The sequence below is a fragment of the Kitasatospora sp. NPDC053308 genome, assembly GCF_055585785.1.
In genome coordinates, this window is the sequence record NZ_JBVJJY010000001.1 from 436,374 (window position 1) to 460,227 (window position 23,854).

The following is a 23,854-nucleotide window of genomic DNA, read 5'->3' on the forward strand; positions in this document are numbered from 1 at the left end:
CGGAAATTTCTTCGAACCCACCTGCAACCTCCACGCCGTTCGCACGTCCATGGGTACGGGGGCAGCGGGGAGCGGCCTGAGGGCGGCTGAGAGGATCCCCCCCGATCACGATCTTGATCAGGTGACCTGACGGTCCGGCGAACGCCGTCACCGTCCCGGGGGAAAGCGGAAACGCACATGTCCATGGCCATCGGGCCGATCAGCGCGCCGACCGGGGCGCGCGGCTTCACCATCCGTGGGATGGTCGCCGCGTTGTTCGGCGCGCAGGAGGCCGGCGAGCCACTCGCCGGTCCCGTTCCCGAGCAGGAGGCGAAGCAGCGCCGGGCCGGATTCCGGCTCCTGCGCGGCGGCCGCAAGCCGGCCGAGGACCGGCCCACCCTGACCGACCTCTACCACGCGCACCGGCTCGGCCTGGTGCGCATGGCCGTCCTCCTGGTCGACCACCAGGACCTGGCCGAGGACGTCGTCCAGGAGGCCTTCACCCAGCTCTACCAGCGCCACGGCGAGGAGCTGGACGACCTGGACAACGCGCTCGGCTACCTGCGGACCTCGGTGGTCAACGGGGCCCGCTCGATGCTCCGCCGTCGCAAGACCGCCCGCGAGTACGTGCCGCCGCACGAGGCCGACGCCCCGTCGGCCGAGGACCACGCGGTCCTCAACGACGAGCACCGCCGGGTGCTCGTCGCCCTGCAGGAGTTGACTCCCCGCCAGCGCGAGGTGCTGGTGCTGCGCTACTGGTCCGACATGTCGGAGGCGCAGATAGCCGAGACCCTGGGCCTGTCCCGGGGCGCCGTGAAGTCCACGGCCAGTCGTGCCCTGGACGCTCTGGAAAAGCACCTGGAGAAGGTTCGATGACCGACAAGTTCCCCCGCCGGACCGGCGGCGACGGCGACGGGCCGGCCGAAACCCCGACCGAACGGCTGCTCCGCGAGGCGATGGGTGCGCGCGCCGCGCTGGTCACGGCGAACAGCCTGCGCCCGGCCGCGCCGCCGAGGAACCGGATCCGCCGACTGCGCCCGGTGTACGCCGTCACCGTCCCGCTCGGCCTGGCCGCCGCGATGGCGCTCGGCGTGCTCACCTTCCACGGCGAGCCCGTCGCCCACGACCAGGTCCCGCCGCCGGCCGCCACCCTCACGGCCTCCCCGAGCCCGACCGCCGAGCCGACCCCCGCCCCCACCCCGTCGGTCACCCCCACCGACACCGGCACCCCGACCGGCGACCCCGAAGCCGAACTCCCCCTCGCCGACCCCACGCCCTCCTCCAGCGCCTCGGCCACGAACACCGTGCCGGCTGGGCCGGCGACCCCGTACACCTTCCGCGGCGTCAAGTTCAAGGTGCCGGCAGGCTGGAAGACCGTCCCGATCGGTCAGACCCGGCTCTGTGTCCTGAGCCCGGGAACGCCGACGGAACCGCAGCCGGACTGGTCCCAGGAGGCGTGCGAACCGTACGGGGTCACCGTGGCGGTCTACAGCGACGCGGAGGAGGCCGAGCACGCGACGTGGCCCACCACGGGCGACCTGGCCTCGCCCTCGGGCTGGTCGCACCAGCCGGACTGCCCGATCTGGGGCCGTCCCTACATCCCCACCGCGCCCTACTCGTCGGTCGGCACGCCCGTGCGGACCAGACCCACCGTCGCGGGGAAGACGGCCGACAAGACCCAGTGGAAGGCCACCTGCAAGCCGGGTGACTCGTTCACGGCCCAGATGTGGGGGCTGAGTTCGGACCAGGTGTTCGTGTCGGCGAACGGTCTCAAGGACGACTACCAGGCCGGCCTGCAGACGATCGTCAACAGCCTGGACGTCAGCGGCCACAAGGCGCCGGGCGCCACGCCGTCGGCGGATCCGGTGAACGGCACCACCGTGGCCGTCACACAGAGCGGGTTCCTCCCGAACGGGATGGTGTCCGCCAAGGACCGGCCGGTGACCTTCGCGGTGACCTTCCGGAACACCGGCACCTCCACGTTGCCGGCGGTCCAGCCGCTGGTGTTCACCGACCCCTACCCGGGGACGCCGGAGAGCATGATCCTGATGAACCTCGGCAAGCTGGAGCGTCAGGACGGCGACACCTGGACCCAGTTGAGCATGTCGCCGGGAGGCGGCATGGACTACGCGACGGGCGGCAGGTCGGCCACCTTCCCGCTGGCTCCGGGCGCCAGCCACACGGTGACGTACCGGCTGACCATCGACCCCGCCGACGGCCCGGGGATCATGCCGGTACGGATGCAGGCGACGCTGCCGTACGACGGCTCCGGCTCGCTCACCGTGATCGGTGAGACGACCATCCGGGAGAACGTCGTGAAGTAGCCGGTCGTCGACCGCGTCCGAGGCGCCGTGACCAGGGAATCCCCCGGTCACGGCGCCTTTCGGCGTTCCGGGGCGAGACCGCGCCGAAAAACCTTCCGATCCACCGGCAACCCCTCGGGGGACGGACGTCCATCAGGATGAGGGGCGGGGAGAGCGAGCCGGCGGGACCCTCGCGGTGCGGCCCTCGCGGTGCGGCCCGTCGTTCAGCGCTGACCGCGGGAGAACGGTCGTCGTCCGCCGAGCCGAAGGGCCCGGCCCCCACTGCTCGGGAGGCCGGGCCCTTCACGCGTGTGCGGCGGTTCAGGCGAGCGAGGCCATCCAGGCCTCGACGTCCTCGGCGCGGCGGGGCAGGCCGGCCGAGAGGTTCTCGTTGCCGTCGGCGGTGACCAGGATGTCGTCCTCGATCCGGACGCCGATGCCGCGGTACTCCTCCGGCACGGTCAGGTCGTCCTGCTGGAAGTACAGGCCGGGCTCGACGGTGAGCACCATGCCGGGCACCAGCAGTGCGTCGACGTGCTCCTCGCGGCGCGAGTGGGCGCAGTCGTGGACGTCCAGGCCGAGCATGTGGCCGGTGCCGTGCAGGGTCCAGCGGCGCTGCAGGCCGAGCTCCAGGACCTTCTCGACGTCGTACGCCGAGGCGTCCAGCAGGCCCCAGGCGAGCAGGCGCTCGGCGAGCACCCGCTGGGAGGCCTCGTGGAAGTCGCGGAAGCGGGCGCCGGGCTTCACCGCCGCGATGCCGGCCTCCTGGGCGTCGTACACCGCGTCGTAGATCTTGCGCTGCAGCTCGGTGAAGCGGCCGTTGATCGGCAGGCTGCGGGTGACGTCGGCGGTGTAGAGGGTGTGGGTCTCCACGCCGGCGTCCAGCAGCAGCAGCTCGCCGGGGCGCACCTCGCCGTCGTTGCGGACCCAGTGCAGGGTGGTGGCGTGCGGGCCGGCGGCGGCGATGGTGCTGTAGCCGACGTCGTTGCCCTCGACCCGGGCGCGGCGCCAGAAGGTGCCCTCGATCCAGCGCTCCGAGGTGGCGACGGCCTGGCCCAGCTCGCGGACCACGTCGGTGAAGCCCTTGACGGTGGCCTCGCAGGCGGCGCGCAGCTCGCCGATCTCCCACTCGTCCTTGACCAGCCGCAGGCCGCTCAGGAACTCCTTGAACTCGGCGTCCTTCTCGGCGTCCAGGACACCGGCGAGCGCGGCCTCCAGGCCGGCGTCGTAACCGCGGACGATCCGGGTGGGCACGGCGGGGTCCGCGGCGCGGGCCGCCAGCTCCTCGGCGGCCTTGCGGACGTCGTGCGCGGGCAGGCCGAGCAGCTGCTCCTGCTCGCTCAGGCTGTACCGGCGGCCGACCCACAGCTCGCCGTAGCCGTCCAGCCAGAACTCGCCGTTCTCCCGGTCGGAGCGGGGCAGCAGGTAGAGCGCGAACTCGTGGCCCGCGTCGCCGGTCGGCTCGGCGACGAGCACGGCGTCCTCGCTCTGGTCGCCGGTGAGGTGCACGTACTCGCTGGCGGCGCGGAAGGCGTAGTCGGTGTCGTTGGCGCGCACCCGCAGGTTTCCGGCCGGGACCACCAGGCGCTCGCCGGGGTAGGCGGCGGACAGCTTGGCGCGGCGCTCGGCCGCGTACGGGGCCTGGGCGACGGGGGCGAGGCCGTGCAGTTCGGTGTCGGCCCAGCCGGACTTCATCGAGGTGGCCAGCTCGTCGGAGATCCCGCCGTAGAGGCCGTTCTTGCGGCCCTTGAACTCCTGCGGGTCCTCGCCGCCCTCGGCTTCGGGGTTCTCGGCCACCGCGGGGGTGCGGTCCTCGGTCACGTGCAACGCCTCCTTGGGGGTGGTACCGCCGCCCCTCGGGGGAGTGTCGGATCGCGACACGCGCGGGCGGCCGTGCGTCCCATGGTACGGACGCCCGGCCGCTCAGTCGTTCGGCCCCGGTGCGCTCACTCGAAGCGGGCCGCGAGCAGCATCAGGTCGTCGGTGGCCGTGGCGGCGGTCTCCGGGGCCGGGCAGACGGCCAGCAGGTGGGCGCAGAGCCGGTCGGGGTCGATCCGCACGTCGCGCGGGGCGTCGGCGGCGGCCCGGCGCAGGTTGGCCTGCCCGGCGTGCAGGGTCGGGCCGCAGCGGCGGGCCAGTCCCTCGGTGTAGAGCAGCAGGGTGTCGCCGCGCTCGGCGGTGAACTCGACGCCGGGCGCCTCCCAGCAGGCCAGCATGCCGAGCGGGGCGGAGAGCGAGGTCTCCACGAACTCGGCGCCGTGCCGGCCGACCAGGACCGGCGGGCAGTGCCCGGCGCCGGCCAGGGTGACCCGGCGCTCCTCGGGCTCGACCCAGGCGTACACGGCGGTGGCGGTGCGGGTCGGCTCGGTGGTCTTGAGCAGCAGTTCCAGGTCCCCCAGGACGGAGACCGGGTCCTCGCCCTCCAGCACCGCGTACGCCCGCAGCGCGGCCCGGACCCGGCCCATCGCGGCGGCCGCGCCGGGCGCGGAGCCGGGGCCCGCGCCGGGGCCGTCGCCGGAGACGGAGCCGACGGTGAGGCCGACGGTGCCGTCCGGCAGCGGGATCGCGTCGTACCAGTCGCTGCCGCAGGAGCGGTCCAGGCCGGCCGGGACGATCCGGGCGGCCAGCCGCACCCCGGGGGTCTGCGGGAGGCGGTCGGGCAGCAGACCGCGACGCAGGGCCTCGGTGGTGCGCCGGATCCGGTCCGCCTCCAGCTGCTTGGCGAGCAGCGGGGCGGCGATCTCGGTGTAGTGGCGGGCCAGTTCGCGCCGGCCCCGGGTGGGTTCGGCGGGCTCGTCGTAGAACCAGAGGGCGGCGGCGAGCGGGCCGTCCTCGGTGGTGGCGAGCGGCAGGCCGAAGGCGCCGCCGAGGCCGAGGTGGACGGCGAGTTCGCGCAGCCGGGCGCCGATGGCCGGGTCCTCGGCGAGGTCGGGGGAGTGCAGCTGCTCGGGCCGGTCGCGGTCGCGCAGCAGCCGGGCGAGCAGGCTCTGCTCGGTAGGGACGGTCTCCAGGGCGCCGAGGCTGGCGCGGTCGAGGCCGAGGCCGACCGGCTGGCCGGGGCCGCCGCCGGGCAGCCGGGTGACCAGGACGCCGCGGCGGGCGCCGAGCAGGGCGGCACCGGAGGCGAGCACGGTGTCCAGGGTGGCGGCCAGGCCGCGGGCCCGGGCGAGCTGCTCGGTGTGCTCGTGCAGGCAGGTGATATCGGACAGGCGTCCGGCCAAACGGTCCTGCACCGCGTCGGACGGCTCCGGGTGGTCGTCCGCCGTGCCGTCCGGTGCGTCGGCGGGGCCGGGGAGCCCCGGCGGATCGAGGACGGTGAGCCCGCCTGCGCAGCCGGGTGCGCCCGGCTCGGCGGTCGTCGTCGACGGGAGGGCCGTCGACTGGTGGGACTCGTTCATGCCGCCACTCCTGACGCGGTGCTACGTGCCATGCGAAACCCCCAGGTACGGCCAATGTGGAGCGAGCACGGCCAAAAGGCGTGTTTCGCCTCGATTCGCTACTACTCGTCATTGATCGACAGCAATGCCACCACTTCTACACAGGCCATTCGGGGCATGTCCAGATCCAGGACGACGCCGTGGCCGGTTCGACCGCCTTCGCGACCCGGTCGGGGGGCGTGCGTGGTCGGTGCGCGCGCCGGTCGGCCGGGAGGCATGGAGCGAGCCGTGAACGGGCAGAACCGGGGGGACGGACCGGGCGGCCGTCCGGATCGTATGCCCGTGCCGCCCGCGCGCCGGGTCGGCCGGAAGTCTCTCACTCGTACGGTGGAACCAAGCGCGCCCGGGCGGCGTCCATCCGGTCGCGTACGGGATTCTCGTTCCAAGGGCTGTTCCAGTGCGCGGCCCTCCTCATGTCGTGCTCCACACCGTGCTCCACGTCGTAGCCGCGCCGTTCGCCATGCCGCCCGCCCCTTCCGCGCCGCCCGGGGCCGTGCCGCGGCGGGCCCGTGCGGAGGCTGCCCGGCGGACGCCAGCGGGGCGGAGCGAACCGAGCGGTCAGGGAAAGGAACGAGCGCCATGCGTGAGAACCCGGAGGACCGGTCGGAAGAGCGTGCCGGACGGCTGGCCGCGGCCCTGGCGGCCGCCGTCGACCACCGCTGGCCCGTGGTGCCGGGCGCCGTGCTGCGCGGCGGGCGCTGCTCCTGCGGCGATCCGGAGTGCACCGTCCCCGGCGCGCACCCGCACGACCCCTCGCTGCTGGCCGCCACCACGGACGCCCGGATGGTGCGCTGGTGGTGGGAGCGGCAGAGCCCGGACGCGACGGTGCTGGCCGCGACCGGCCGGACGGTCTCGGCGGTCAGTCTGCCCGCGGCGGCGGGCGCGCGGGCACTGGCCTACCTGGGCGCGCTGCGGCTGCCACTCGGCCCGGTGCTGGCGATGCCGGGCCGCTACGCGCTGTTGGTGGCCCCGTACTCCCTGGACGCGCTCGGCGAGATGCTCGCCCAACTACCGTGGGTGCCGGGTTCGTTGCGCTACCACGGGCCGGGAGGCTTCCTGCCGCTGCCGCCCGGTGGGTCGGCCGGCCGGGTGCGCTGGGTGCTGGCGCCGCGACCGGGCACGGACGGTGGGGTCTGGCTGCCGCAGGTGGGGCCGCTGCTGGGGGAGTTGGTGGAGGCGACGGTCCGGCTGGACAGGGGGCGCTCGGCGTACTGAGGCGCGGTGTTCCGCGCGGCCTCGGAAGGGCCGTCCGAAGGGGCGTCGGAAGGGGCCGTCCGGAAAAACAAAAGATCCGGCCGCTGGCGACGGGGGATGCACCAGCGGCCGGACTCTTTAGACAGTAACAAGGATCTGCGCCCGCGCCAATTTCCAAGACGCCCTCCACGCCCGGAAATTGCGCGTTCACCGCGACAATGTGACGCGTATCACGCTGATCCTGCGTGCTTTAGTTCAAGGTGACCTGACGGTTCACCAGGTTCGCGCGGGCGCGCCGCTCCTCGGCCGTCAGCGGGGTCTCGTCGGCGAGCACGGCGGCGAGCCGCTCGGCGAACTCGGCGGCGGGCTTCTCGCAGTCGGCGGCGGTCATCGAGAGCGGCAGGTCCCACACCGGGACGGTCAGGCCGTGCGCGCGGAACGAGCCGACCAGGCGGGTGTCCGCGCCGAGCGAGGCCTCGCCGGCGGCGTTCAGCCGGGCCAGCGCGTCCAGCAGCCGCTCCTCGGGCACGGTCATCACCCAGCGCAGGTGGTTCTTGTCCGGCGTGCCGCACCAGTAGGCGGCGTCGACACCGGCCAGCTTCTCGGTCGGGATGGCCGAGGCGTTGGCGCGCTCCAGCGAGGCGGCGACCTCGCCGGTGGCGGTCTCGGCGTCCTCGAGCCAGAACTCGAAGCCGGTGTGCACGGTCGGCGTGAACGCGGCGGTGGTGTCCAGCAGGTCCTGCAGACGGCGCCCGCCCGGGACGGTCCGGCGGGCCGGCACCGGGTTGCCCGGCTCGGTGGCCAGGGCCAGCTCCAGGGCGTCCGCGAGGTCGCGGCTGAGGTCGCCGGAGGCGGACTGGGTCTGCAGGCCGAGCAGGATCGAGCCGTCCTGGCGGCGCAGGGCCGGCCAGGCCAGCGGCAGCACGGTGGCCAGCGTCACCGACGGGACCTCGCCTGCGGCACCCTCGGCCACCCCGGCGGCCAGCGTCAGCGGCACCGTGGCGGCCGGCACCAGTTCGCGCAGCGCGACCCAGTCGGCCTCGCCCGGCAGACCCTCGAACGGGCGGTGCACCAGCTCCTGCACCGCGTGCGACGCCTCCCGGCCGTGGCAGGCCTTGTAACGGCGGCCCGAGCCGCAGGGGCAGTCCTCGCGGGCCCCGACCACGGGGATCTCGCCCGTGACGGCGGTGGTGGACTGACGCTGCGGCGCCTTCTTGGCGGCCTTCTTGCCCATGGTGCGGCTCTCCCGGGAACGGTGGTCCTGTGTCCCGGGAAGCCTACTGACGTTCCTGTGGCCCCCGTGCCCCTCCCGGCGCGCGCCGCCGCGCCGGGGCGGGCGTGCGGGCTGCTACGCGCTGCGGGCGTCGCCTCCGCCCCGCCGGGCGTGCCGGGCGCGGGCGGGCAGCGCGGCCCAGACCGTCACCTCGCCGGGCGCGTCGCGCACCCCCCAGTCGCTGGCGAGCTGGTCGACGATGCTCAGGCCGCGGCCGCCGCGCGAGGTCAGCGAGGGGCTGGCGGGCAGCGGCCGGGTGGTCGCCCCGCCGTCGGTGACCTCCAGGGTGAGCACACCGTCGGCGTGCATCTGCCAGCGGACCAGCACGCCGCCGTCCGGCTCCCCGGTGTCCTCGCCGTGCTCCCGGCCGCCCGGTGCGGGGTGCGCCCCGGACGGGACGCCGACCAGGACCTGCCCGAGCACCTCGGCCCGGGCACTGCGGCCGAGCGCCGGCAGCGGACCGAGCGGGCGGGCGTACCGGCACGCATTGCTCAACAGTTCGGAAAGGATCAGTACGGCATCATCGATGACCGGTTCCGGTATCTGCCGGTCACCCAGATCTCGACGCAGTCGGCGCCGTGCGACCCCGACACTCGCTGGGCCGTGCGGCACTGCCATGGTCGATGAAGTCGGCACTTCACGCGCCACCATCAACGCCACCCCCGGACCTCCTTCAGCGTATGCCGAGGGAGAGATGCCCCTTGGTAATGCGTCGGAAACGAGCACCCGACGATCCCGCGAGCCCATTTCGAGCATCGCGACCGACCGTCGACCGGAGGTCATTCCGTGCTCACCCTCCGTCGCCCGGCGGGGTCCGGGAGGGCCTGGAAGAGTCCGGAGGAGTCCGAAAGAGTCCGCGGGGAGAGGAATTCCGGCAATATCGCGCGGGGAAGGTTTGACTGCCCACCAGGGTGATCAGTGCGCACCGGGACGGTCCGGTGCGCACCGGCGGATCACCGCCCGAGCTGCGCCAGCACGTCCGCGGGCCGGTTGGTGATGATCGCGGACACCCCGAGTTCCAGGCAGAGCTCGACGTCGGCCGGTTCGTCCACCGTCCACACGTGCACCTCGTGCCCCAGTTCGCGCAGCCGGGTGACCAGCTGCGGGCGGGCCCGCACCAGCTCGATGCCCGGCCCGGCGATCCGTGCCCCGCCCGGCAGCGGCGAGCCCTCGCGCAGCCGGCCGACCAGCGGCAGCGTCCGCTCGAACAGGAACACCCGCCGGTACTGGGGTGCGGCGGATGCCACCCGGTTCAGCGCGGTCGAGGAGAAGCTCATGATCCGGGCGGACGGGCGGTCGCCCTCCCGGGTCGCGCCGATCTTGAACCGCTCCAGCATCCGCACCAGCTCGGTCTCCACCAGGCCGCGGAAGCGCACCGGGTGCTTGGTCTCGATGGCGAGGTCCACCGGTCGGCCGCAGTCCACCACCAGCTCCAGCAGGCGCTCCAGGGTGAGCACGCCGCGCAGCTCGGGGTCGGTGCTGGGGCGGCCGGTCTTCCAGGCGCCGAAGTCGTACGACTGCAGCTCGGCGAGCGTCATGGCGGAGACGGTGCCCCGGCCGTTGGAGACCCGGCCGATCCGCCGGTCGTGCACGCAGACCAGGTGGCCGTCGGCCGTCACGCGGACGTCGCACTCCACCGCGTCGGCACCCTCGTCGAGGGCGCGCCGGTAGGCCGCGAGGGTGTGTTCGGGCAGGGCGGCGGAGGAACCGCGGTGGGCGATCACCTGGACGGGCGACGCCGTGCGCGCCGCCGTCGAGGACAGGTCTGGGCTGGTCACGGGGCCAACGATAGGCGGCCGAGGTGAAGCGGGGGCGAAGACGGTCCCAATCCGCGGGGCCGTCTGCGGGTCCTCCGGCGCCGGTACCGGTGTCGGTGCCCGGCGCCGGAGGGCGGCGTCAGCGCGCGGCGCGGCGGGAGAGGGGGGTGAGCGCCCAGGTGGCCAGGGCGGGCACCAGGAAGGCGAACAGCGAGGCGGAGGTCCACTCCTGCGGGGTGAAGTGCAGGGTCTCCTGGGCGGAGGTCCAGAAGTCCGTCCACCAGCCCGCCACCTTCGTCGGTGCGATGAACTGGTAGACGGCGAAGCCCAGCAGCCACGGCAGCAGCATCGTCCAGCGGGACGGCGCGTCCTCGGAGAGGTCCCAGCCTCGGCGTCCGGCACCGAGGAAGAAGTCCACCGCCAGCACCGCGAGCAGCGGCACGAACACCGACCCGATCAGGCCGAGGAAGTTGTAGTAGCTGTCGGTGAACTGATCGATCTGCAGCGCCAGCACGGTGGTCAGCGCGCCGATCCCGCCGCTCAGCACCCGGCGGTCGACCCTCGGCAGCAGGTTCTGCACCGACATCGCGGTCGAGTACACGTTGGCGAAGGACTGGTCCGTCTCGCGCAGCACCAGCACCAGCAGGAACAGCCAGCCGGCCCAGACGCCGAGGAAGGAGTCGAAGATCTTGTTCGGGTCGCCGCCGGACTGCAGCAGCGCCATCAGCCCGAGCACGTAGCACCAGACCTGGGCGATCGTGTAGCCGGAGAAGCTGCCCCAGAACGCCGAGCGCGGGGTGCGCGAGTGCCGGGTGTAGTCGGCGGCCAGCGGCACGAAGGAGATCGACACGGCGATCATGGCGTCGGTCGCGCCCAGGAAGCCGTGCCAGTTGCCGGCGCCCGGGTCGGGCACGCCCTGGCGGCCCAGCTGGACGGTGAAGTACACCATCGCGACGGCCACCGCCCCGGCGACGAAGCGGCGCAGCACCGCGATCGAGCCCAGCGGCCAGATGGTCAGCGCGGTCGTCAGCGCGCCCGCGAGCAGCACGAACAGCCAGCGGTAGCCGGTGGTGTGGGCGACGGTCTGGGCGCCCGCCGAGATCGTCAGCAGCTCGAACACGCCCCAGCCGACGCACTGCACGATGTTCAGCACCGTCGGCAGGTACGACAGCCGGGTGCCGAACAGGCCGCGCAGGCTGGCCATCGCGGGCGCGCCGGTCCTGGCGCCGATCAGTGCGGCCACGCCGAGCATCGCGGTGCCGACCGCCGTACCGACCGCGATCGCGGTCACCGAGGCGGCCAGCGAGAGCTCGCTGCCGGGAGCGCCGAGCACGGTGGCGGCGGTGGAGAAGCCGATCAGGCTGACGCCCAGGTTCATCCAGAGCGCGAAGTGGTCCCGGAAGCGCAGCGTGCGAGGCGGCTCCGTGTCCAGGACCAGCGGCGCCTCGGCGCGCTCGGGCCGGTCCAGGACGGCGGTGGCCGAGCCCGGGTGGTCGGGGACGTCCTTGGACGAAGGTGCGCCCGAAGAAGAGGATGGCGAAGCAGGCGGCATGGCCGATACTCCCTACGCCGGCATTACCCGGACAGGTTCCGGCGGTCAGCGCCCCCTCGGCCGTCCGCCTCGCTCGCGTGGCGTACGGTCGACATGCGCACTCTCAGCCTGGTCGGTCCAAGCTCCCGCGTGTCAGTTTGGAGCGACAGGCTAACCGGCACGAGAGCGAACGCCAAGGCCAGGCGGGTGCCGTCCGCATCGCGGGACGCCCCGGCGGGGGAGGCGAACCATCGGCGTCGGCGCCGGCTAAGGATTCTTATGAGTTCTTCAGAGGGGTCCTTACGACAACCGAATCGGCGATGCGAAAAACTATGGTCCTTGGTTCTGCCAGCTATGGAGGTCGTCCGTGAGCACCGAGCGCGAGGTTGGGCCCGCCGGGCCGCAGGGGGAGCAGCCCGCAGGCCCGGGAGCGGCTGAGTCCACTTCCGAAGCCCCCGCTCAGGGCGGGCACAAGCCGACCATGGCCTTCCGCCGGGTCCCCGAGCCGGAGGCCGCCCCGGCCTCCCCCGCGGACGCCGATGAGCCCGCCCAGCCCGCCGCGGCGGACGGCGGGCACAAGCCGACCATGGCGTTCAGCCGGGTCCCCGAGCCGGAGGCGGCGCCCGCCGCGGCCCCGGGGGCCGAGGACGCGCCCGCGGAGGGCGGGCACCGGCCCACCGTCGCCCTGACCAAGGTCCCCGAGCCGGAGGCGCCCGCCGCGCCGGCCGCCCCGGCCGTCGAGGAGCCGGCCGTCGACCCGGTCACCGGGTACATCGACGCGCCGCCGCCGGTCCTGCCGCCCGCCGCCGCCCAGGCCGCGCCCGCGGCCCCGGCCCTGCCGCCGGCCGCCAACCCCTACGCCACCCCGACCCACGGCGTGCCCGCCGCCGGCGCGCACGACCCGTACGGCACCGCCCCGGCCGCGCCCGCCGCGCCCGCCCACCACCCCTTCGGCGCCGGCCAGCCGCTCGGCGGCTGGGGCCCGACCCACGACGCCGCCGGCGGCACCGGCTTCCCCGGCGGCCCGTCCGGCCCGCTCGGCTACCCGGCCGAGCACCCCGGCGGCCCGCACGGCGGCGGACCGCGCAAGAAGCGGGGCGGACTGGTCGCCCTGATCGCGGCCGTCGCGCTGGTCGCCGGTGTGGCCGGTGGCGCGCTCGGCGTGACCGTCGCCGACCGCAGCCCCGGCGCCAGTTCGGCGGACGACCACCGCAGCACCACCGTCCAGGCCAGCGACACCCAGAAGAACGAGCCCGCCCCCGGCTCGATCGCCGCGATCGCCCAGAAGGCGCTGCCCAGCGTCGTCACCATCAAGGCGCAGGGCAACGGCGAGTCGGGCACCGGCACCGGTTTCGTCTTCGACACCGAGGGCCACATCCTCACCAACAACCACGTGGTCGCGCCGACCCTCAACGGCGGCAAACTGACCGTCAAGTTCGCCGACGGCACCTCGTACAGCGCCTCGGTGCTGGGCCACGCCGAGGGCTACGACGTCGCCGTCGTCAAGATCGACAATCCGCCGAAGAGCAAGCTGGCCCCGCTGCCGCTGGCCGACTCCGACAAGGTCAACGTCGGTGACGCCACGGTCGCGATCGGCGCGCCGTACGGCCTGGAGTCGACCGTCACCAGCGGCATCGTCAGCGCCAAGGACCGCCCGGTCGCCTCCGGCGACGAGACCGGCTCGCAGGCCTCCTACATGAACGCCCTGCAGACCGACGCCTCGATCAACCCCGGCAACTCCGGCGGCCCGCTGCTCGACTCCGGCGGCGCGGTGATCGGCATCAACTCGGCGATCCAGTCCAACGCCTCGGCCAACGGCCGGGCCGGCAGCATCGGCCTGGGCTTCGCCATCCCGATCAACCAGGCCAAGTGGGTCGCGGACACCCTGATCAAGACCGGCAAGCCGGTCTACGCCAAGCTCGACGTGCTGCGCAACGACGACTACAAGGGCGACGGCGCGCAGATCCAGACCCGCGACATCCAGGGCCAGCCCGCCGTCACCCCCGGCGGCGCCGCCGACAAGGCCGGCCTGAAGCCGGGCGACGTCATCACCAAGCTCGGCGGCGTGCCGATCGAGAACGGCCCCGCCCTGGTCAGCCGGATCTGGACGCACAAGCCCGGCGAGACGGTCGACGTCGAGTACACCCGCAACGGCCAGACCTTCACCACCAAGGTGACCCTCGGCCAGCGCGACGGCGACCAGTGACCCCGGCCCGCTGACCCGCGCCGCCACCGAACCGTGTGCGCCGAACCCCGCCGGACCCGTTAGGCTGACCTCCGCCTGGAGAGCTGCCCGAGCGGCCTAAGGGAACAGTCTTGAAAACTGTCGTGGCGTGACCCGTCACCGTGGGTTCGAATCCCACGCTCTCCGCTGGTAGGAGAACCACCTGCTCAGGGCGGGTGCCGACATCGTTCGGCACCCGCCCTCGGTGTTTCCCGGCGAGGTCCGTCGGCCGGTTGACCCTGACACCGTGGGAGGCCGTGGAGTGGAGCCATCATGTTGACCATCGGAGACTTCGCCAGCCACGGCCGGGTGTCGGTGCGGATGCTGCGCCACTACGACGCGATCGGCCTGCTGCGGCCCGCCCGGGTCGACCCGGCCAGCGGCTACCGCTTCTACGAGGCCGCCCAACTCGCCCGGCTCAACCGGGTGATCGCGCTCAAGGAGCTCGGATTCACGCTGCAGCAGGTGCGGGCCGTCCTGGACGACGAGGTGGACCCGGCCGAACTGCGCGGGATGCTGCGGCTGCGGCGGGCCCAACTCGCCGAGGCCATCGCGGCGGACGAGCTGCGGCTGGCCCGGGTGGAGGCGAGGCTCCGGACGATCGAGAGCGAGGGGACCATGTCCGCGCACGACGTTGTGGTGAAGCGGGTGCCGTCCGTCCGGGCGGCCCAACTGACCGGTGTGGCCGCGGGGTACGAGCCGGAGGAGATCCCGCCGGTGATCGGCCCGCTGTTCGGCGAACTGTGCCGGCGGCTGGCCGAGGCCGGGGTCGAGGCGACCGGCCCGGCCGTCGCCCGGTACCAGGACGGGCCGGACGGCGACGGTTCGGTGCAGATCCTCGTCGCCGTCCCGGTCGGGCCGTCGGTGCGGCCGGGCGCGCACGACTTCGAGGTGCTCGACCTGCCGCCGATCGAGGAGGCGGCGACGATCGTGCACCGCGGCCCGATGTCCGAGGCGCTGGGGACGTTCCAGGAGCTGGCCCGCTTCATCGAGGAGAACGGCTACCGCTCGGCCGGCTACGCCCGGGAGCTGTACCTGGAGTGCCCGGACGACGAAGCCGGGTGGGTCACCGAACTCCAGGAGCCGGTGGCCCGCCGGTAGACCCTGCCGGGGGCCTCGACCCGGTCGAGGCCCCCGGCCCCGCGCGCGGACCCTCCCGCTCGCCGACCCTCCCGTCCGCCTCCGGCGGTCCCTCCCGTCCCGCCGCCTCCTCGTGCTCCCCCGGAGGCCCACTTGCCCCACTACCGGCCCGCGGGCAGAGTGCGGAGGTGGAGCTGGTCGGGCGGCGAGCGGAGGCGGCGATGGGTGATCTGACGGACCGACTGGCGCAGGGCCTCCCGGCCGGAGCCGTGGTGGTGGACCCCGAGGTGACCGCCGCGTACCGCCATGACATGGCGGGCTTCTGCGCGGCCGGCGTGCCCGCCGCGGTGGTGTTCCCGGAGACGGTCGAGCAGGTGCAGCACGTGATGCGCACCGCGACCGAGCTGCGGGTGCCGGTGGTGCCGCAGGGCGCCCGGACCGGGCTCTCGGGTGCGGCGAACGCGGTGGACGGCTGCATCGTGCTGTCGCTGGTGAAGCTGAACCGGATCCTGGAGATCGACCCGGTGAACCGGATCGCGGTGGTCGAGCCCGGCGTGGTGAACGCCGAACTGTCGCGTGCGGCGGGCAAGTCGGGCCTGGCCTATCCGCCGGACCCGTCCAGCTGGGAGTCCTGCACGATCGGCGGCAACATCGGCACCGGCGCGGGCGGGCTCTGCTGCGTGAAGTACGGCGTCACCAGCGAGTACGTGCTCGGCCTGGACGTCGTGCTGGCGGACGGGCGGCTGCTGTCCACCGGCCGCCGGACGGCGAAGGGCGTGGCCGGGTACGACCTGACCCGGCTGTTCGTCGGCTCGGAGGGGACGCTCGGTGTGGTGGTGCGGGCCGTGCTGGCGCTGCGGCCCGCGCCGGCCCCGCAGCTGGCGTTGGCGGCGGAGTTCCCGAGCGCGGACGCGGCGGGTGCGGCGGTCTGCGAGGTGATGGCGGGCGGTCTGGCCCCGTCCTTGATGGAGCTGATGGACGCGGTCTCCGTGCGGGCCGTCAACGAGCTGGGGCAGATGGGTCTGCCGGAGTCCACCCGGGCGCTGCTGCTGGTGGCCTTCGACGGTCCGGACCGCGTGGACGAGCTGGCCCGGGTCGCGCGGCTGTGCCGGGAGGCGGGGGCGACCGAGGTGGTGCCGGCCGAGGACCAGGCGGAGTCCGATCTGCTGCTGGCGGCCCGGCGGCTGGCGCTGCCGGCGCTGGACCGGCTGGGCACCACGATGATCGACGACGTGGCGGTGCCGCGTTCCCGGCTGGCCGAGATGCTGAACGGTGTCGCGGCGATCGCCGAGCGGCACGGGCTGACCATCGGGGTGGTCAGTCACGCCGGGGACGGCAACACCCACCCGATCGTGATCTTCGACGCCGAGGACGCGGAGCAGACCGCGCGCGCCCAGCGCTCCTTCGACGAGATCATGGCGCTCGGACTGGAGCTGGGTGGCACGATCACCGGGGAGCACGGGGTGGGGCTGCTCAAGCGGGACTGGCTGGCCCGTGAGTTGGGCCCGGTCGGGCTGGACCTGCACCGGCAGGTGAAGGCGGTCTTCGATCCGCTGGGAATCCTGAATCCCGGAAAGATGGTCTGATTGTCGCCAGTTTGATTGTTTCCAGGGCGGATCCGTAAGGGGCGGAGAGTCGTTTGCCCGCTGCTTGGGTGTGACTTTCCGATGGTCTGCGAATGGCTGGAAAAGTCGACATGGAAGGGGTGGTCGAACTTTTCGGGGGCGCATTCGCCGTCAGCCCGCGCCAGGGTGGTGCGCCCGGTCGTTCGCGAGCGGTCGATGCGCCGCCTCCGGCGGCCCGCAAGTCGGCGGCCGGTCGGGCGAAGTCCCAGCTCATCGGCGGTGTGCCGGCGCGTTTTCCGGATCGACCTCCGCTATGCGGGCCCTGGGTGGATATCACACTAACGGGCGAAAATGGCGAGGCCGACTGGTGCTTTGTCGATTTGTTGCGGAAGTCTTTCCCTCGGCGTCGCAGCCCGCAGGTGTTCGTCTGGCCGGCGAACCCCGCACAGCATGGTCGACATTGCACGATGACTCGATGACTCGATGAACAGATTTTTGGAGGTTCTCATGGCTCGTCACCACACCCGTCCTCTGGCCGGTCTCCTGCTCGCCGGCCCGCTCGCGGCCGGTCTCCTGCTAGCGGGTGCCGGGGCCGCCGCCGCCGACAACGGCGCGGGTGCCGCGGCCGGTTCCAACGCCGGCGTGGTGTCCAACGCCGGCACCGGCAACGTGTTCGGCGGGGTCGACGGCAACTACGTCTCCACCCAGCAGACGGCCACCGGCTCCGGTGCCTCGAACCAGAGCAACACCCTCGCGGTGAAGGACAACGCCGGCGCCGTCCTGGCCGGCCAGGGGAACAAGAACATCAACGTCGTCTTCGCCCCGGTCTTCCCCTGACCGTCCGGCCGCACCGCGTGCGACCGGGTACCACCGAGTACCGCTGACGGCGGGGGCGCCGGAGGTGGGTGGCCGCGGGTGAGCTGAGCACCCGCGCCCGGACTCGGGCTCCGACCCGGAAACACGACGGCCGCGACGGCCGCGACGGCCTCGACGGCCGCGGCAACGGCCGCGACGGCAACGGAACGGCCGCAACAACCCCGAGGAACCAGACGGGAACCGCGCATCACCGAGGGAACAGCGCATGACCGGCCAGCGGAAAGGGTCACCGCGAAACCGGCCTCGTGGGCGGTGCCGCCATCGGCACCGCCCACGAGTGCGTCCGGCTCCGTCCCGGCTCCGGACCGCCACCGTCCCCCCAGCCGTCCCCCCAGCCGTCCCCCCTTCCCCTGGCCGCCCGCCGCCGGACCGGCCGGGAGCCCTCCACCGAGGGCCCGCGCCCTGCGGCGTCGGCCCACGGCGGTACGGTTGCGCTCCGACAGCACACCGCGTGCCAGGGCCCGCGAGGGCGGCCCGACCGGGGTGGTGACCGCGGCAATCGGAAGAAAGGGCGCGCGATGGCGGCGGAGGAGGAGGGCCTGACCGGCCCGGGCGAGTCCGGGTCCGTACCGGGGCCGGAAGCGGAGGCGCGCCGGGAGCCGGCGGCCGAGCCGTCCGGTGAGCGCCGGTCCGAGCCGAGGTCCGTCCCCGAGCTGTTGCTCGGCCGGCCGCCGATGGCCCGCCCGCTGCCGTCCTTCGACCACGACGCCGCCCCCGCCGAGCCCGGCCCGCTCTTCGTGGACTGGCTCGCCACCGCGCTGGACGCCGGCGTGCTGGACCCGCAGGCATTCACCCTCTCCACCGTTGACGCGGACGGCATGCCGGACGCCCGGGTGCTGGTGCTGCGCGACGTGGACGCGGCCGGCACCGGCTGGAACTTCTCCGCCGCCGCCGACAGCCCCAAGGGCCGACAGCTGGCCGACCACCCGGCCGCCGCGCTGACCGTCTACTGGCCGCAGCTGGGCCGCCAGGTGCGGGTGCGCGGCAGCGTCGAGCGGGCCGCCGACCTGGTCGCCGCCGCCGAGTTCGCCACCCGCTCGCCCGCCGCGCGGGCCTCCTCGCTGGTCGGCCGGCAGAGCGAGCCGCTGGCCGCGCTGACCGAGTACGACGAGGCGGTGGCGGTCGCCCGCCGCCGGCTGGAGGCGCACCCGGACGTGGTCCCGCCCGGGCACGCCGTCTACACCCTCTGGGCGCACGAGGTGGAGTTCTGGCAGGGCGACTCCCAGCGCCGGCACGTCCGGCTGCGCTACACCCGCACCGGCCCGGTCAGCTCCCCGGACTGGTCGCGCACCCTGCTCTGGCCCTGAGACGCCGCCGGCCGCGGGTGCCGCGGCCGGCGGGCAGCCGCCGGACCTACCGGCGGCCGGTCAGCGTGGCGCCCACACTGGCCGCCACCACGCAGCCGATCCCGGCCAGCTGCGACGCGCCCAGCAGCTGGCCGAGCACGACCAGGCCGACCAGCGCGCTGACCGCCGGCTCCAGGCTGACCAGCACGCTGAACACCCGCTGCGGCATCCGGCGCAGCGCGGTCATCTCCAGCGCGTACGGGATCACCGGCAGCAGCAGCGACACCCCGGCGACCGCGGCGAGCAGCAGCAGCGGTGAGGAGTCGGACGCGCTCAGCCCGTGCCAGGCCTCGCCCAGCCCGAACGGCGCCAGTGCCAGCGCGCCGACCGTCATCGACACCGCCAGGCCCTGGAACCCCTGGAAGGTCGCGCCGACCTTGTCGGTGAACAGGATGTACAGCGCGTAGCAGGCGGCCGCCCCGAAGGCGTAGAGCAACCCGACCGGGTCGAGCGAGCCGCCGCCGTCCCCCTCGCCGAGCAGGGTCAGCAGCGCCACGCCGGCGGCCGCGAGCAGCGCCCAGAGCAGGTGGCTGGCGCGCCGGGCGAAGACCAGGGCGACCGCGAGTGGGCCGAGGAACTCGATGGTCGCGGCGGTGCCCATCGGCAGCCGGTCGATCGCCCCGGCGAACAGGAAGGTCATCCCGGCCGAGGCCACGCCGAGCAGCGCGGCTGCGCCGAGGTCGCGCGGACGCTTGTCGCGCAGCTCCGGCCGGGTGACGGCGAGCAGGATGACGGCGGCGAAGCCGAGCCGTAGGAAGGTGGTTCCGCTGACCCCGAGCGGGCCGAAGAGCGGCTTGGACAGCGCGATCCCCGTCTGCACCAGGAACATCGCGGTGAGACAGAGAAGCGGCGCCGGGATCGTGTCCGGGCGCCGCAGGATCGTGCCGAGCCGGCCGCTCGACCGGCCGGTCCGTCCTTCGGGTGGCGCCGCGGGGCCGGACGCCCCACCTCGTCGCCAGCTGCCCCGCTCGCCGGCGGGCTCGCCCTTGGGGGTGGGCGGCATGGCAAGGGCCTCGGCGACGGCGGCTGCCGACGACGAGGCGGTGGGGGGTGCGCTGGTATGCGAGGTGGGCATGCTCGCGAGTGTGCCGTAAGGAGTGACGAACGGGCAAGCTCGTTACAAATATCGGGACGGATGCGGACGGGTGCGTCCCAAAGGGTGGACTCGCGGGGGCGCCGCGGCGTGGTTGCCGCATTCGTCCGATGGTCCGTCAGTATCAAGGCCGGGTGCGCTATCTCCGCCCCGCGGCCCTCCTCACCGCCTCCCTCGTGCTCCTGCTGGCCACCGAAGGAACGGGCGTGCGCGCCGAAGCCACCGTTCCGGCCGCTGCCGCCGCCCCCCGCATCCGGGCCCTCGCCCTGCCGGACAAGGGCGTCCCGCCCCGCTTCCGGGAGAGCTGGAACGGCCCCGCCTTCGACGTCTGCGCCGCGCCCCCACTGGACACCCTGCGGACCTGGCGCACCGCCTCCCCGTACGGGGCGATCGGCCTCTACACCAGCGGCTCCCAGCGCGCCTGCGGCCAGTCCCGGCTCACCGCCGAATGGGTGCGGCAGGCGCGCGCGATGGGCTGGCGCTTCCTGCCGGTGCACGTCGGACTGCAGGCGCCGTGCGCCGACCCGGCCCGCAGACCCAGGCGGATCGACCCCGCGAACGCCGTGCGGCAGGGGCGGGACGAGGCGGCCGAGGCCACCCGTGCGCTGCGCTCGCTCGGATTCGGCCCGGGCAGCCCGGTCTACCTGGACATCGAGGCCTATCCGATGCGCGACCGGGCCTGCGGCCAGGCCGTGGTCGACTTCACCCTCGGCTGGACCCAGGCCCTGCACTCCGCCGGCTACCGCTCCGGCCTCTACTCCAGCCTCGACTCCGGCATCGCCGACCTGGCGGCCGCCCACCGGGCCGGTAGCGCCCCGATGCCCGACTCGCTCTGGTACGCCCGCTGGGACGACCGCGCCGACACGGCCGGCTCCGGCGCCCTCGCCCCCGACCTCTGGACCGCCCACCAGCGCGTCCACCAGTACCGCGGCAACGTCCCGGAGACCTACGGCGGTGCCACCCTCACCATCGACCGCGACCAGGTGGACGGTCCGACCGCCGGCTGAGTCCCCCGCCGGTAGGGTGGCCCCCGGTCCGGCAGAGGGGGCGACATGGCGAACGGCCAGGAACAGGGACACGGCGGCGCGTACGGGTACGGGCCCGGGGCCGCGGCTGGTCCGGGCGCGGTGCCTTCGCAGCACCCGTACGGGCCGCCGGCGCCGTACGGCCACAACCCGTACGCCCAGCCCGTCCCGCCGCAGCAGCCCTACGGCGGGCAGCCCCACCCCGCACCGCACGTCGGTGCCGCACACCAGCCGCAGCCGCAGCCGCAGCCGCCGTCGCTGTCGCTGTCGCAGCCGTCGGCGCCGCAGCCGCAGCCGCTGCCCGGCGGCTTCCCGGGACCGCTGCCGCGCCGCAGCCGCGTCGCCGTCCTGCTCCAGTTCCTGCTGCAGTGGATCTACGCCCCGCTTTGGATCGCCGCCCTGGTGCTCCTCTTCGTCGTCCTGATCTTCGCGGACTACAGCGGCGGCGGCCCCAGCTCGGACGGCTGGCTGAAGGTCAACCGCACCTTCATCCCGCCGCGCCGTCTGAAGGCCGAGCTCACCGGCCGCCCGGAGGACTGGGAACGCTACGTCACCCCGATCCTGGAGCGCCGGATCGCCGCCGCCGAGGCCTCCCACGCGGCCGGTGGCGGCGAGGTGCAGGCCGACCTCTCGCGGCAGGTGTCGGTCCGGCTCGCGGCGCGCCTCTACCGCGGCCTCGGCGCGGCCGGCGTGGTCCGGATCGCCGAGCGGCACGGCTGGCACGGCTCGCCCGTCGGCACCGACGCCGACCACGTCGGGCTGGTCCGCCGCTTCCCCGCCCCGGCCGGCGCGCACGCCCCCGCCCCGCACGACCCGCCCGCCGCCCCCGGCACCCCGTGGGGACCGCAGCCGACCCGCTCCGCGCTGCTGCTCCCGTTCGTCTTCCTGTTCCAGATCCTCTACGTCCCGGTGTACGGCCTGGCCACCTTCTGGATGAACCGGCCCGAGCCCGACTACTGGGAGCGCTGGGGGGCCCGCTGGACGGTCGGCCCGCGCGCCTTCCGGGCCGAGTTCACCGACAGCCCCGCCGCCTGGGACCGCCACATCCGCCGCATCCTCCAGCGCGACACCAAGCGCGAACTCGCCCGCACCCCCGACAGCTACGCCAAGCTCGTCGCTCCCGACGGCACCTACTACCGCCGCATCCAGCTCCACCGCGCCACCTACCGGGGCGCCGGCGCCCACCACGCCCTGCGCATCGCCGCCGAGCAGGGCTGGACCCTGGACCCCGCCTACACCCCCGACCCCGCCAACTCCCTCCGCCTCTGCCGCCGCGAACAGCGCTGACGCCCGGTGCGGCCCGGGGCGGGGGTGGCGAGGCCGTGATCCGTGCAACGGGCCGGGGATGCTGACAGGGGACGGCGCGGGGCGGCAAAATCGGGCAGGTCCGCGCCCATTACCGCCCAGTAGGTGCCGCAGGCGCAGGCCGCCGGTGCCGCCAGGTCAAGGAGGACCCGTGTTCAGCACGATGCAGGACGTTCCGCTCACCGTCGCCCGGATCCTGGAGCACGGGTCCACGATCCACGGCCGTTCGACCGTCACCACCTGGGACGGCACCGGGCCGGTCGTCCGCAGCTACGCCGAGGTGGGCGCCCGCGCCGCGCAGCTGGCGTGGGCGCTGCGCGACGAGCTCGGGGTGACCGGGGACGACCGGGTCGCCACCCTGATGTGGAACAACGCCGAGCACCTGGAGGCGTACCTGGCCGTCCCCGCGATGGGGTCCGTGCTGCACACGCTCAACCTGCGGCTGCCCGCGCAGCAGCTGTCCTTCATCGTCGACCACGCCGCCGACCGCGTGATCATCGTCAACGGCTCGGTGCTCCCGCTGCTCGCCGCCGTCCTGCCGCAGCTCGCGCCCACCCTCAAGCACATCGTGGTGAGCGGGCCCGGTGACCGCTCGCTGCTGGCGGGCTTCGCGGGCGGCGTGCACGATTACGAGGAGCTGATCGCCGGCCGGCCCACCGCGTACCCGTGGCGCGGCGACATCGACGAGCGGCAGGCCGCCGTGCTCTGCTACACCTCCGGCACCACCGGCGACCCGAAGGGCGTGCTCTACAGCCACCGCTCGGTCTACCTGCACTGCCTGCAGGTCAACACCGGCGACAACTTCGCCTTCACCCCGCGCGACACCGCGCTGCCGGTGGTCCCGATGTTCCACGTGAACGCCTGGGGCATCCCGCACGCCGCCTTCATGTCCGGCGCCAACCTGCTCATGCCGGATCGATTCCTCCAGCCCAAGCCGATGGCCGAGATGATCGCCGCCGTCCGCCCCACCGTCAGCGCCGCCGTCCCCACCATCTGGAGCGGCCTGCTGGACGAGCTCGACGCGGGCGACTACGACACCTCCAGCCTGCGCATGGTGGTCATCGGCGGCAGCGCCTGCCCGCCGTCGCTGATGCAGGGCTTCGAGGAGCGCCACGGCATCCGGGTCATCCACGCCTGGGGCATGACCGAGACCTCCCCGCTCGGCTCCTTCGCCCAGCCCCCGGGCGGCCTCACCCCCGAGGAGGAGTGGCCGTACCGGATCACCCAGGGCATCTTCCCGGCCTCCGTCGAGGCCCGGCTGATCGGCCCGGGCGGCGAGCGGATGCCGCACGACGGCGTCTCGGCGGGCGAGCTGGAGGTGCGAGGTCCGTGGATCGCGGGGGCGTACTACGGCGGCGCCGGGCAGGACCCGGTCCGCCCGGAGGACAAGTTCTCCGAGGACGGCTGGCTGCGCACCGGGGATGTCGGCACCATCACCGCCGACGGCTACCTGACCCTCACCGACCGCGCCAAGGACGTCATCAAGTCCGGCGGTGAGTGGATCTCCTCGGTCGACCTGGAGAACCAGCTGATGGCGCACCCCGAGGTGGCCGAGGCCGCCGTGGTCGCCGTCCCGGACGAGAAGTGGGGCGAGCGCCCGCTGGCCACCGTGGTGCTGCGCCCGGGCGCGACCGTCGGGCTGCGGGAGCTGCGGACCTTCCTGGCCGGGCGGGTCGCCTCCTGGCAGCTGCCGGAGCGCTGGTCGATCGTGGAGTCGGTGCCGAAGACCTCGGTCGGCAAGTTCGACAAGAAGGTGATCCGGGCCAGCTACGCGGCCCAGGAGCTGGACGTGACGGTGCTCGGCAAGGAGTAGCGCCCGGGCACGGAAGAGGGCCGGCCGCCCCCGTACCGTACGGGGGCGGCCGG

The 23,854-nt window shown here is 74.0% G+C and carries 18 protein-coding genes and 1 tRNA gene; 12 read left to right on the plus strand and 7 right to left on the minus strand.

Annotation, left to right across the window (positions count from 1 at the left end; translation table 11 throughout):
* The first annotated feature begins 177 nt into the window (after nucleotides 1-177).
* Entirely contained in the window at nucleotides 178-855 is a 678-nt protein-coding gene (locus ACZ6Y7_RS02015) for an RNA polymerase sigma factor (protein WP_465755925.1), read from the plus strand.
* On the plus strand, nucleotides 852-2,303 hold the full coding sequence (locus ACZ6Y7_RS02020; protein ID WP_465755926.1) for a hypothetical protein: 1,452 nt from the start codon (nucleotides 852-854) through the stop codon (nucleotides 2,301-2,303). The genes ACZ6Y7_RS02015 and ACZ6Y7_RS02020 overlap by 4 nt, the downstream gene beginning before the upstream one ends.
* Before the next feature lie 300 nt (nucleotides 2,304-2,603).
* Here the strand turns inward: ACZ6Y7_RS02020 and ACZ6Y7_RS02025 are convergent, their stop codons facing one another.
* The gene (locus tag ACZ6Y7_RS02025) at nucleotides 2,604-4,103 is read right to left on the minus strand and encodes an aminopeptidase P family protein (protein ID WP_465755927.1); all 1,500 of its coding nucleotides are present in this window, start codon (nucleotides 4,101-4,103) and stop codon (nucleotides 2,604-2,606) included.
* A gap of 125 nt (nucleotides 4,104-4,228) precedes the next feature.
* Entirely contained in the window at nucleotides 4,229-5,680 is a 1,452-nt protein-coding gene (locus ACZ6Y7_RS02030; RefSeq protein ID WP_465755928.1) for a PP2C family protein-serine/threonine phosphatase, read from the minus strand.
* A 618-nt stretch (nucleotides 5,681-6,298) separates the two neighbouring features.
* Here ACZ6Y7_RS02030 and ACZ6Y7_RS02035 point away from each other — a divergent pair.
* On the plus strand, nucleotides 6,299-6,934 hold the full coding sequence (locus tag ACZ6Y7_RS02035; RefSeq protein WP_465755929.1) for a bifunctional DNA primase/polymerase: 636 nt from the start codon (nucleotides 6,299-6,301) through the stop codon (nucleotides 6,932-6,934).
* A 229-nt stretch (nucleotides 6,935-7,163) separates the two neighbouring features.
* Here the strand turns inward: ACZ6Y7_RS02035 and ACZ6Y7_RS02040 are convergent, their stop codons facing one another.
* The 4 genes from ACZ6Y7_RS02040 to ACZ6Y7_RS02055 form a co-directional block, all read right to left on the minus strand.
* Nucleotides 7,164-8,147 (minus strand): DUF5926 family protein, encoded by a 984-nt coding sequence (locus ACZ6Y7_RS02040; protein ID WP_465755930.1) that lies wholly within the window; start codon nucleotides 8,145-8,147, stop codon nucleotides 7,164-7,166.
* A 114-nt stretch (nucleotides 8,148-8,261) separates the two neighbouring features.
* Nucleotides 8,262-8,846 (minus strand): ATP-binding protein, encoded by a 585-nt coding sequence (locus tag ACZ6Y7_RS02045; protein ID WP_465755931.1) that lies wholly within the window; start codon nucleotides 8,844-8,846, stop codon nucleotides 8,262-8,264.
* 293 nt (nucleotides 8,847-9,139) lie between these two features.
* Complete coding sequence (locus ACZ6Y7_RS02050; protein ID WP_465755932.1) at nucleotides 9,140-9,964, minus strand: glycerophosphodiester phosphodiesterase family protein; 825 nt, start codon at nucleotides 9,962-9,964, stop codon at nucleotides 9,140-9,142.
* Between the two features lie 118 nt (nucleotides 9,965-10,082).
* Nucleotides 10,083-11,495, minus strand: a complete 1,413-nt coding sequence (locus ACZ6Y7_RS02055) for a purine-cytosine permease family protein (protein ID WP_465755933.1) — start codon at nucleotides 11,493-11,495, stop codon at nucleotides 10,083-10,085.
* 460 nt (nucleotides 11,496-11,955) lie between these two features.
* On the opposite strand from ACZ6Y7_RS02055, the gene ACZ6Y7_RS02060 reads away from it, so the two are divergent.
* From ACZ6Y7_RS02060 to ACZ6Y7_RS02085, 6 genes are all read left to right on the plus strand, one after another.
* Nucleotides 11,956-13,680 carry a S1C family serine protease gene (locus tag ACZ6Y7_RS02060; protein ID WP_465755934.1) on the plus strand — a complete coding sequence of 575 codons (1,725 nt, stop codon included), beginning with the start codon at nucleotides 11,956-11,958 and terminating at the stop codon, nucleotides 13,678-13,680.
* A gap of 77 nt (nucleotides 13,681-13,757) precedes the next feature.
* Nucleotides 13,758-13,845, plus strand: a tRNA-Ser gene (locus ACZ6Y7_RS02065).
* 126 nt (nucleotides 13,846-13,971) lie between these two features.
* Complete coding sequence (locus ACZ6Y7_RS02070) at nucleotides 13,972-14,799, plus strand: MerR family transcriptional regulator (RefSeq protein WP_465755935.1); 828 nt, start codon at nucleotides 13,972-13,974, stop codon at nucleotides 14,797-14,799.
* Between the two features lie 200 nt (nucleotides 14,800-14,999).
* Nucleotides 15,000-16,364: an FAD-binding oxidoreductase gene (locus ACZ6Y7_RS02075; RefSeq protein ID WP_465755936.1), complete on the plus strand. Its 1,365-nt coding sequence runs from the start codon at nucleotides 15,000-15,002 to the stop codon at nucleotides 16,362-16,364.
* Between the two features lie 486 nt (nucleotides 16,365-16,850).
* Complete coding sequence (locus ACZ6Y7_RS02080; RefSeq protein ID WP_465755937.1) at nucleotides 16,851-17,180, plus strand: hypothetical protein; 330 nt, start codon at nucleotides 16,851-16,853, stop codon at nucleotides 17,178-17,180.
* A 557-nt stretch (nucleotides 17,181-17,737) separates the two neighbouring features.
* Nucleotides 17,738-18,526 carry a pyridoxine/pyridoxamine 5'-phosphate oxidase gene (locus ACZ6Y7_RS02085; RefSeq protein WP_465755938.1) on the plus strand — a complete coding sequence of 263 codons (789 nt, stop codon included), beginning with the start codon at nucleotides 17,738-17,740 and terminating at the stop codon, nucleotides 18,524-18,526.
* Nucleotides 18,527-18,572: 46 nt separating this feature from the next.
* Here ACZ6Y7_RS02085 and ACZ6Y7_RS02090 read toward each other — a convergent pair whose 3' ends face one another.
* Nucleotides 18,573-19,640, minus strand: a complete 1,068-nt coding sequence (locus ACZ6Y7_RS02090) for an EamA family transporter (protein ID WP_465755939.1) — start codon at nucleotides 19,638-19,640, stop codon at nucleotides 18,573-18,575.
* Between the two features lie 152 nt (nucleotides 19,641-19,792).
* On the opposite strand from ACZ6Y7_RS02090, the gene ACZ6Y7_RS02095 reads away from it, so the two are divergent.
* The 3 genes from ACZ6Y7_RS02095 (at nucleotide 19,793) to ACZ6Y7_RS02105 (ending at nucleotide 23,801) form a co-directional block, all read left to right on the plus strand.
* Nucleotides 19,793-20,665, plus strand: a complete 873-nt coding sequence (locus ACZ6Y7_RS02095) for a DUF1906 domain-containing protein (protein WP_465755940.1) — start codon at nucleotides 19,793-19,795, stop codon at nucleotides 20,663-20,665.
* Between the two features lie 45 nt (nucleotides 20,666-20,710).
* Entirely contained in the window at nucleotides 20,711-21,970 is a 1,260-nt protein-coding gene (locus tag ACZ6Y7_RS02100; RefSeq protein WP_465755941.1) for a hypothetical protein, read from the plus strand.
* A gap of 169 nt (nucleotides 21,971-22,139) precedes the next feature.
* On the plus strand, nucleotides 22,140-23,801 hold the full coding sequence (locus ACZ6Y7_RS02105) for a long-chain fatty acid--CoA ligase (RefSeq protein ID WP_465755942.1): 1,662 nt from the start codon (nucleotides 22,140-22,142) through the stop codon (nucleotides 23,799-23,801).
* Nucleotides 23,802-23,854 lie beyond the last annotated feature (53 nt).